9 protein-coding genes and 1 pseudogene are annotated in these 8,971 nt (G+C 61.0%); 5 read left to right on the forward strand and 5 right to left on the reverse strand.

Translation table 11 applies throughout. The annotated features are described in order from the left end of the window. Both X756_RS1000000170480 and X756_RS136425 read right to left on the reverse strand, forming a co-directional pair. Positions 1-145: adenylate/guanylate cyclase domain-containing protein (locus tag X756_RS1000000170480; RefSeq protein ID WP_198020120.1), on the reverse strand; the 145-nt coding region annotated here is incomplete at its 3' end. Between the two features lie 319 nt (positions 146-464). Beyond that, entirely contained in the window at positions 465-1,520 is a 1,056-nt protein-coding gene (locus tag X756_RS136425) for a LacI family DNA-binding transcriptional regulator (RefSeq protein ID WP_023825156.1), read from the reverse strand. 166 nt (positions 1,521-1,686) lie between these two features. Between X756_RS136425 and X756_RS136420 the strand changes: the two genes are divergently transcribed. Continuing rightward, positions 1,687-2,016 carry a hypothetical protein gene (locus X756_RS136420; RefSeq protein ID WP_023699226.1) on the forward strand — a complete coding sequence of 110 codons (330 nt, stop codon included), beginning with the start codon at positions 1,687-1,689 and terminating at the stop codon, positions 2,014-2,016. 34 nt (positions 2,017-2,050) lie between these two features. After that, positions 2,051-2,437, forward strand: coding sequence for a hypothetical protein (locus tag X756_RS136415; protein WP_023699225.1), 387 nt, complete (start codon positions 2,051-2,053; stop codon positions 2,435-2,437). 263 nt (positions 2,438-2,700) lie between these two features. On the opposite strand, the gene X756_RS136410 is transcribed toward X756_RS136415, so the two are convergent. Then, complete coding sequence (locus X756_RS136410) at positions 2,701-4,107, reverse strand: FAD-binding oxidoreductase (RefSeq protein ID WP_023716192.1); 1,407 nt, start codon at positions 4,105-4,107, stop codon at positions 2,701-2,703. A gap of 113 nt (positions 4,108-4,220) precedes the next feature. On the opposite strand from X756_RS136410, the gene X756_RS136405 reads away from it, so the two are divergent. Then, positions 4,221-5,225: a helix-turn-helix domain-containing protein gene (locus X756_RS136405; protein WP_245260153.1), complete on the forward strand. Its 1,005-nt coding sequence runs from the start codon at positions 4,221-4,223 to the stop codon at positions 5,223-5,225. Between the two features lie 297 nt (positions 5,226-5,522). Here X756_RS136405 and X756_RS1000000170485 read toward each other — a convergent pair whose 3' ends face one another. Then, on the reverse strand, positions 5,523-5,645 hold the full coding sequence (locus tag X756_RS1000000170485) for a hypothetical protein (protein ID WP_023825152.1): 123 nt from the start codon (positions 5,643-5,645) through the stop codon (positions 5,523-5,525). A gap of 195 nt (positions 5,646-5,840) precedes the next feature. Continuing rightward, complete coding sequence (locus X756_RS136400) at positions 5,841-7,313, reverse strand: winged helix-turn-helix domain-containing protein (protein ID WP_023829984.1); 1,473 nt, start codon at positions 7,311-7,313, stop codon at positions 5,841-5,843. A gap of 1,014 nt (positions 7,314-8,327) precedes the next feature. On the opposite strand from X756_RS136400, the gene X756_RS1000000168455 reads away from it, so the two are divergent. Further along, positions 8,328-8,525 (forward strand): hypothetical protein, encoded by a 198-nt coding sequence (locus tag X756_RS1000000168455; RefSeq protein WP_196813640.1) that lies wholly within the window; start codon positions 8,328-8,330, stop codon positions 8,523-8,525. A gap of 270 nt (positions 8,526-8,795) precedes the next feature. After that, positions 8,796-8,971, forward strand: a pseudogene (locus X756_RS1000000170285) (adenylate/guanylate cyclase domain-containing protein); the annotation flags it as partial.

Raw genomic sequence — 8,971 nt, forward strand, 5'->3', positions numbered from 1 at the left:
GACCGTGGAATTCCTTGATCGCGGGGTCGACCAGTTCTCGACGGCAACCCTTCAGTCGTTCGAGCGTGCCGACTTCATCCTCGCCCATGAGCGTGCTGTAGCCGACCACGTCGGCAGCAAGGATCGCGGTAAGCCTTCGCTCCATGTGCGGTTGTCCTGCCTCCCTAGCTCAAAGCTTCGCTGAGCGTATTCGACTGGCGTTTCGAATGCGAGCATGCTTGGCCTACTGGACAGCGATAATGCAACCACGTCGTTTTGAAGACNTGGGTCGAGATCGGCCTCTGTCGTTCTTAACTGACCACAAGCGGACTTACTGGTCCCGGCCCCAAGGCTGCCGGACCGCAATGCGCCTGATCTCGGCCGTTGCAGCCACCTTTGATACCTTCTGAAAGCAGACGTTGACGGCGACCACGCTGGAGTTCGCAGTGCGCACTGTGCGTTACGACGAGTATGAGGTGACCGGCCTAACCGCGTGGTCGGGCGGTCGAGCCGCGGACCAAGAGTTCGACCGGTATGATCACCTGGCTCGGGGCGCCGTTTGCAAACACCGTCGTGGCGGCAAGTCTCCCCTTCCCGACAATGTCTTGAGCCACTGTCGTGAGCGGGGGCGTGGTGCGCGAAGACTCCGCAGTGCCATCGAAGCCGACGACAGACATGTGTTCGGGTATCTTGATATTGCGCCGACGCGCTTCGTCCAGGACGGTGATTGCCTGCCAGTCCGACATAGTCAAGATCGCCGTTGCTTGCGGAGCCCGGTCGAATACGACCGCTCCGGCCGAAGGCTCACCTGGGGTCGTCTCGATGATCGGGACATTGTCGATTGACAGACCGAGCTCAGCCAAACCCTGGGCGAAGCCGAAAAGTCTCTCCTGATCGAGTTGAAAACCGGCAGAGATAGCGCGCGGGGAATTGCCAGGCAAATGGACGATGGGTGACCCCGATGTGCGCCGAATGGAAAGGATTGCAAAACGCCGATGTCCAAGAGCAGCCAGATGCCTGATGGCCGCCAGCGCCCCGCTCCTGCCGTCTATCCGGATAGAATTGACGTCCGGACCGGCATCGCTCTCGAGGATGACGAAGGGCAGCCGCCGGCGCCGTAAAGACGCAATCAACTCGATGTCCGCGCTGTGGCCCAGAATGAAGCCGTCAACCAAGGCCTCTCGAATGGTGGAAGTGCGTGTCTCGTCCGTACCATTGACCAAACTCAATGTCGCTCCAGCCTCGTCACAAGCAAGCGAAACGCCAAGCACCAGCTCGCGCAGATATGGGCTCCTGATCATATCGGCAATGGCGTATGCGCCCGGGGGGATCAGGCCTATGGCGTTGAACTTGCCGTCGCGCAGCACGCGTCCCCTCGGGTCGGGGCCATCATAACCAAGCTGACGCGCCGCGGCCTCGACGCGCTGGCGCAGATCGGATCGCACCAGATCCGGATGGTTGAATACGTTGGAGACGGTGCCGCGGGAGACTCCAGCGAGCCGGCCGACATCGGCGAGCGTAGGCATTTTAGAAGCGTTCATTTCCCTCAATTAGACAATTTCTTGGAGCGCTCCAAGTTTTTTCTTGACGCTAGGTCCAAAATGTTGGAACTTGCACTTGGAGCGCTCCAAAAATTGAAAGTGGCAGTTCGGCATCTGTCCCGAGCATCGGCCGAGCTGATTTCGAAAATCATCAAGGAGGATTAGGATGGCTACCACCAATGGTGCTCCGACCTCGCTCGTCGGAAAGACTTTTGATTGCTCATTCGGACAGTTCGTACCGAGGTTGACGGTCCTGTCGCCGACCGAATTGCGGGTGCAGGCGACGATCGGCGCTACCGAGATCGACGAGGTGGTTCAGAGCAATCTGACCGGCGTTCGACCCGGACTTTTCATCATGAGTTGGACCGAGCAAGGCGGCAACTTCGTCGTGCAGGTTCAAGATCACGAGAACCAGATCGTTCATAACTATGCGCGACTGGCGGACGGGCAGCAGTTCTGCGCCCAAGGCACAATTCAACCAGTGACGACGGCGTGAGGGCCGCCTGTCTATCTGAGAGGAGAATTACGCCATGACTACCAAGGTGATCGACCAGACCGATCCTACGCAGTGGGATCCAAAGCTTGACGCCGTTATCGCGGCTCCCGGAAACCATAAGGTGTTGTTTGAGAATGACCGGCTACGTGTGCTTGAGGTAATCCTCAAGCCCGACGAGGAAGAGCCGACACATCACCACCGCTGGCCTTCAGTATTCGTGTTCGATGAGGTGGAAGGCCCTATCCACGACTTCGCGCCGGATGGAACCATGATGCCGCCCAATCGAGATGTCATCCAGGCGGTTCAGGCATGGGACGGTCAAGGCTGTCTCGTGGTGCATATGGCCCCCCAACCAGCGGGTCGCGTGCTCAACGCTTCGAGCAAGACCCTGCATGGTATCCGTGTCGAGATGAAGTCATAAAGCAGACGTGATCCTGGCCACCGGAACTCGCGCACGCTGAACGTCCACTTCTGACGGATTGAAGCCTTAAAGCTGCCAGTTGGCTTGCGGTCCCCAAGGTTGCCCGACAGCTTTGCGCTTCATCTCAGCCGTTGCGGACAGATTTGCCACTGATTGAAAGCGGGCATCGCGGCGACCACGCTGGTCGTCGCTCGCGACTCAGCGCGATCAAAGCTCCCACGGCGAGACGAGGGTCGCACCGTACACCCGATTTTGATTGTGCGTCAGCGCATTGGCAGGATGTTCTGGTTGAGGCGGAACAGATTGTCCGGATCGTATCTGTGCTTGATCTTGGCGAGCCGCGCGTAAGCCTCAGCGCCGAAGGCGTCGCGGACGAGATCCGATCCTTCGCCATGGCCGGGGAAGTTCAGATAGAGGCGGCCGGTCGAGTAGCGCTGCATGTCCTGCCAGAAGCTGCGAACCCAGCCGATGTTCGCATCGTCCTCGTTAGCGCCTGGCCAGATGGCGTCGAGGCTGAGCATGAAGGGCATGGAGCGGTCGCCGAAGGCAGTCTCATCGGCTGCAACGCGCTGGACGAAACCGCCGAACTTCCAGATCGAGGCGAAGGTCATTTCGGAGGGGCGCTTCGCCATCCAAGCAGTGGTCTCCCCGACGACCTCGTCGTCGAGGCGCGAAAGGTAAGTGGATTTCCAGTAGCAGCGGTCGCGGCCTTTCGGGAACAGCCCGTCATAGAGCGACTGGATGGTGCGATATGGCATGCGGCCGCTGAAATCGACGAGCGGTTCCCCAAAACTGCGCAACGGCGCCACGACCCGTTCGCCCTCGTCGGCCGGTCCGTCATAGACATGCGCGAGCGCCAGGACGCGCCGGCCCCTTGCATGCTCGGCAATCGAGGGGTCGTCGGGCAGGGTGGAGAACTCGGCCAGGCCGCTCAGGCGGTCGGGTGCGGTCTGCATGAAGTCGCGCCAGAGCGGAATGATCTCGTTGGCGCGCTCCTCGGGATAGGCCGGACCGCATAACATCAGCTCCGGTTCGATCGGGTGCAGCTTGAACTCGAAGCTCGTCACCACGCCGAAATTGCCGCCGCCGCCGCGTAGCGCCCAGAAGAGATCCGGGTTCTGCGTCGCGTCGGCATGGATGAGCCGGCCATCGGCGGTCACCAGATCGGCGGCCAGCAGATTATCGACGCTGAGGCCGTGGCTGCCGCGCAGCCAGCCGATGCCACCGGAAAGCGTCAGGCCGGCAACGCCCGTCGCCGAGATGAGACCGCCCGGCGTGGCGCGGCCAAGCGGGGTGGTGGCCGCATCGACATCGGCCCAGGTCGCGCCGCCCTCGACGAGGGCACGGTCGAGGCCGGACGCGACCCGCACGCCCTTCATCAGCGACATGTCGATCATCAGGCCGCCTTCGCAGACGGCGTAGCCTGCAACATTGTGGCCACCCGAGCGGATCGCGATCGCTAACCGATGCTCGCGCCCGAAATTCACCGACGCCACGACATCGGCAGCACTCCGGCAGCGCGCGATGAGGGCGGGACGGCGGTCGATCATGCCGTTCCAAACGACCCGCGTCGCGTCATAGGACAGGTTCGACGGCTCCAGCACCTCGCCGCACAAGATGGAACGGAAGCTATCGATGCTCGATTGTGCAAGGGTAGCGGTGGCGGCCATGTAGCGGTCTCCTCGTTTGACACACGCTAGCGCGGCGCGGGCACGGCCGCTAAAGTCGAAAATGCTGGAAGGCGGTCATTTCTGCCATGGTTGAACAGGCGAGACCATTGAATGTGGCGATCCTTGCCGCTCCGGAGGCTACCGCCTCCACGATCTACGGCATGTTCGACTTGTTTTCCTCGCCCGGCAGGGATTTCCTGTTCATCACCAGCGGAGCCGCGGGCACGCCACGCATGCGGCCCTATGTGGTCGCCGGGGACGGCAGCCCGTTTCGCGCGGCAAACGGCATCTGGGTGCGCCCAGATCACAGCCTTGCCGATTGCCCGCCACCCGACATCGTCTGTATTCCAGATTTCTTCGTCAATCCGGGCGAAAGCGTTGCCGGGCAGTATGACGCCGAAGCCGCGTGGCTGAAGCGAGCGCATGACGACGGCGCCATGCTGGCCAGCGCATGTTCGGGCGCGGTGCTGCTCGGTGAGGCCGGGCTGCTCGACAATCGCGAGGCCACCATTCACTGGGGCTATGTCGAGACGCTCACGAACAACTATCCCGGCGTGAAGGTGAAGCCGGGCCAGTCGCTCGTGCTGAGCGGCGAGGCCCAGCGCATCGTCATGGCCGGGGGCGGCTCAAGCTGGCAGGATCTCGCCCTCTATCTGATCGCGCGCTTCGTCAGCCTCAGGGAGGCGATGGAGGTCGCCAAGGTCTACATGCTGCAGTGGCACGACATGGGCCAGCAGCCCTTCGCAGCGCTGATGCGCTTTCGCCAGACCGACGACGCGGTGATCAACCGCTGCCAGAAATGGGCCGAACGCAACTACCGGACCCCTTCGCCCGTCACCGCCATGACCAAGCTGTCAGGCCTGTCCGAGCGCTCCTTCGTGCGCCGCTTCGCAAGGGCCACGGACATGAAGACAATCGACTACATCCACGCGCTCCGGCTCGAAGCGGCCAAGGAACTGCTGGAGACCGGCGACCTGGCGGTCGAGGGTGTGGCCAATGAAGTCGGCTACGAGGATGCGAGTTTTTTCGGGCGTCTCTTCCGCCGCAAGGTCGGGCTGACGCCGGCGCAATATCGCATTCGTTTCAGTGCTCTCCGGCGAGTTCTGAGCCGCGGTTGAATCTCAACCGTCTAGGCGCGATGCCATATTCCGCTATGCGCCGCAATTCGGCCATTGGGCCGAGCTCTGCCGCCGATTGAAGCGGACTCTGGTAGCTGGTTGCGCGTAGGCAGGGGTGCCACGTTAGAGCAAACCCAGGTGTAGGGCCGGAGGGGATCGTGGCGCGCCCAGAACGAAAGCTTGTGGCGGTTTTGGCAGCAGAAATGACCGAAGCGCCGTAAGATTGCGGCAATCCTGGTGGCGGACATCGTCGGGTTCAGCCGTCTGGGGCGAAACGACCAGGATTGTAGGCCCCCTTCACGCACACTTCTTGCGCTCAGCCACCTCGACGCTAAGGCGGAAAGCCTGGCCATCCGCATAGGAGCGTGCGTAGCTTTCTGCCTCGAAAGCGAAGGTCAGCGTGTTGCTATAGGCCGGCACGCGGACGGTCCAATTTCTTGTAGCGGATGATTTCGAAAGCATGCTCGGGCGATTCCATAGTTCCTCCCGCGATCACCGACGAGAGCTCTCAGATAGCGTCGCAAAAACCTTTGAATGCAAACCATCCGACACATCGGTGTCGTAATGTTTCAACGTTGCCCAAAGCTCCGCCAGTCCGGCCGGTAACCAAACAGTTCAGGCGGCGCTCCACATCATCAGCGCTTTCGCGACTCCGTCGAGAAGATGGTCAGCGTCAGATTCATGCTCGTAAAGCATGCTGGCCCGGATCGACTCCAGTGGAGTGTAGGATGGCGCGATACGCTTGAGTTCCGAAACGAGCCGCGATACCGCGTCCTGGTTGCCCAACTTCGCCTGTGCCGCCGCCAGCCATGTGAGCCTTACGGCCGAAGTCATGGGCAACATCGACCAACTGACAACGGCTCCCTTGTAGTCTCCCGCCGCGTATTGGGCGAATGCACGGTCGGAATGATACCAGTCTGGATGTATCGGATTGATCTGAACCGCCTTGTCGATCCAGGTCAGGGCTTCGAAAGGCTTGCCCCTGATGGCAAGCAGATAGCCGATCTGCGCGATCGTGTCCGCATCGAAGGGATTGAGGTCATAGGATCTTCGAAAGTGCCGCTCGGCGGCATCGTATGTGCGCGTGCACAGCAGTGCTTGGGCAAGAATCCGATGGCAGCGAGGCTCCTCTGGTGCGAGTCCTACCGCGAAGCGGGCTTGCTCTACTATGTCGGCCAGCACCTCCGGAGGAGCCATTCCATAATCGCCGATAATCAGGTCGGCAAATGCAAGGTATGAGCGCGCGAGCGCATAATGCGTATCCTTGGTGACGGCCGCAGCAAAGTAGTTCCGTGCTGCCTGATTATCGTCGGCGCCGTAGCCACGCAAATGCACCAGCCCCTTGAGAAGAAGCTCATAAGCCGCCAGGCTTGCTGGAGGCTTTGGACGGGCGCGCGTCAAGCCCGCATCGTCGAGCCGTGCGACAAGACGGTTCGTCACACGCAGCGCGATCTCTTCCTGCATGTCGAAAACAGCTGAGCCCGATGCTGTGAACTTCTCGCCCCACAAGACCGCGCCGTTTGCCGCTTCGATGAGGTTGATCGCCACCCGTACGGTGCCGTCGCGAAGGCCCATGCGTCCCCGAACCAGGAAGGTTGCCCCGAGTCTCCTGCCGACCTCGGTCCAGTTGCCGGGGTCCTCCGACGCAAAGGAAAAGCTTGAGTTGCGCGCCAGGACAACAGCAGTGCGAAATCGCGCCAGAGCGTTGACAATGTCCTCGGCAAAACCATCGACCAGAGGCGTGTCGGTCGCATCGCCTTCATTAGTGAAGCGCAGCACCGCTACAGAAGGCAGGTCGGACGGCGGCCTCGCCGGCGCGCCAAGCGGTGAAAGGAGGTAGCCGCGGCCTGAGACGGTGCGAATTATACTTTGTGAGTCATCGCGCAGCGCCTTGCGCAACTCGCGCACGCCTTGGGTGAGCGAGTCTTCGGTTACAAACAGCCCAGGCCAGACGGACTCCATCAGCTCCGACTTGCTGACGACGTGCCCTGTTTTTCCAACGAGATGGCTCAGGAGTGCAAATGTCTTGGGACGAAGTTTGACGGGATGACCCTGGCGCAACAGCAAGCCGCGCGAAGTGTCAAACACGCACTCGCCGATTGCTATGCTCCCTGATTCTGTATGCGACATTCAGAAGCGCTCTGCCAAACCGAGCCGGGCTCGTCGACATACAGGGGCCATCCGCGCTTACGGTCAAGACCTTTGCCGCAGCCGCAGGTTCTGCCCCCTCAGGCACGGGTTCATGGCGAGCCAGGGCGCCCAACTCTAGAAGTTCGAAGAAGGTGCCGGGCATTGGCGCGCAGGCCAAGCTGTTGACCCCACTGAAGTACAACTCGTAAAGCTCTTGCCGTATGCGGAGCCTTTCGACGTCGTTTTCCATGATGGCCACTCCCTAGATTGTAGGGATCATGGCGCATGTGGAGCGGTGCGTACCGGCGAAATTCTGAAACTTTTCTGAAACCTGGTCGCTGGAGTACAGATCGGCCGGCGCCGAGAAGCCAATGACTGGCTCGCCGGCGGCTATCGCGAAATGCGATCACGCGAATCGGGCGAACTATTCCTCGTCTTCCACTCTCGGCGAGGCGCCTTGGGTCGCTGCCTCGATGCGATCGACGACGCGCAGCTCTTTACGATGGCGAGGAATTCAGCTGCCAGGTGCTTGAACTTCACCGCGCCCCCAGAGCGAAGATCCTCGCCTTCGATATCTCTCAAGGGCATGGAAGTTGCGGCAGCGCCTTTGAGGAACCGCAAATATCCCGCTGCAGCTCGTCTTTCGTTCGTTCAGGGTGTGAGGCCGCCACATGATTGAAGACCCACCGCTGCTCACCATCAAAAGCCGTTTCGAACGGCCTGCGGCAGAGATCATCAGTGCCTTTTCCGGCTTGCCCGTGAGCCTAGTCCTAGACGCCATGGGCGGGCGAGGGGCGTTGCACCAGGGATTAAGGCACTCTCGCCAGGTACTGCGATACTGGCCGATATCATCGTTGCGGCCACCGACAGCTTTGCTGGTGCGGCGGTCACTGAGGATCTGGTCCTTGGCATGGTGCGAAACAAGGGGTGCGCCTGCCTCGTGCGCGATGTTGTCGGGATCGAGGCGGGCGGGTGCCGGTTTACTGTGCCGGGATCGTCGCGAACTCGCCGGCGCGCAATGGTCCAGGCACGGCCGGGTTCCCGGTGGTACTGGGAGGAATGACCATCTCGCGGGGAGACATACTGGTCGGCGACCGCGATGGTATCGCCGTGGTGCCTCGCCTCGAGGCTGAAACGGTGCTGGCGCGGCTCACCGTATCAGGGCGGTGAGAAAACTCTTGATGGCCTGGTGCGGCAAGGTCTCGCCCGATTTCGCCGAGGTCATCATCAAGTCTGACAGGACGCGCTTCGTTGACTGAAAATTTTCAACGGCACCTAAGGTCCGCCTCGCCAACAGATCGTGGTTGCCGTAATTCACTTCCAATCAGATCCCGCGCTGCTTTGTTTGAGGCTATCTCGGAATTCACCTATCGAACGTCGCCTTCGAAAACGGGATTTTGTAATCTGTGCTATGCCACTTAGTCGACAGGAGTGGGCAAAGTGAGCCAGACGCGGAAACTTGCGGCGATCCTGGTCGCCGACGTGGTCGGATACAGCCGGTTGGCGGGGTCGGACGAAGATCAAACGCTGGCGCGGCTACGGGCGCTCCGGAGCGATCTCATCAATCCGACCATCGCTGTCCACAATGGGCGCGTTGTGAAGCTTATGGGTGACGG

Origin of the sequence: Mesorhizobium sp. LNJC405B00, from assembly GCF_000502615.1 — a bacterium.
Taxonomy (GTDB): domain Bacteria; phylum Pseudomonadota; class Alphaproteobacteria; order Rhizobiales; family Rhizobiaceae; genus Mesorhizobium.

Excerpts from the sequence above, each read along its gene's own strand:
- X756_RS136425 (WP_023825156.1), bottom strand. The coding sequence starts at position 1,520 with ATGAACGCTTCTAAAATGCCTACGCTCGCCGATGTCGGCCGGCTCGCT.
- X756_RS136420 (WP_023699226.1), top strand. The coding sequence starts at position 1,687 with ATGGCTACCACCAATGGTGCTCCGACCTCGCTCGTCGGAAAGACTTTT.
- X756_RS136415 (WP_023699225.1), top strand. The coding sequence starts at position 2,051 with ATGACTACCAAGGTGATCGACCAGACCGATCCTACGCAGTGGGATCCA.
- X756_RS136410 (WP_023716192.1), bottom strand. The coding sequence starts at position 4,107 with ATGGCCGCCACCGCTACCCTTGCACAATCGAGCATCGATAGCTTCCGT.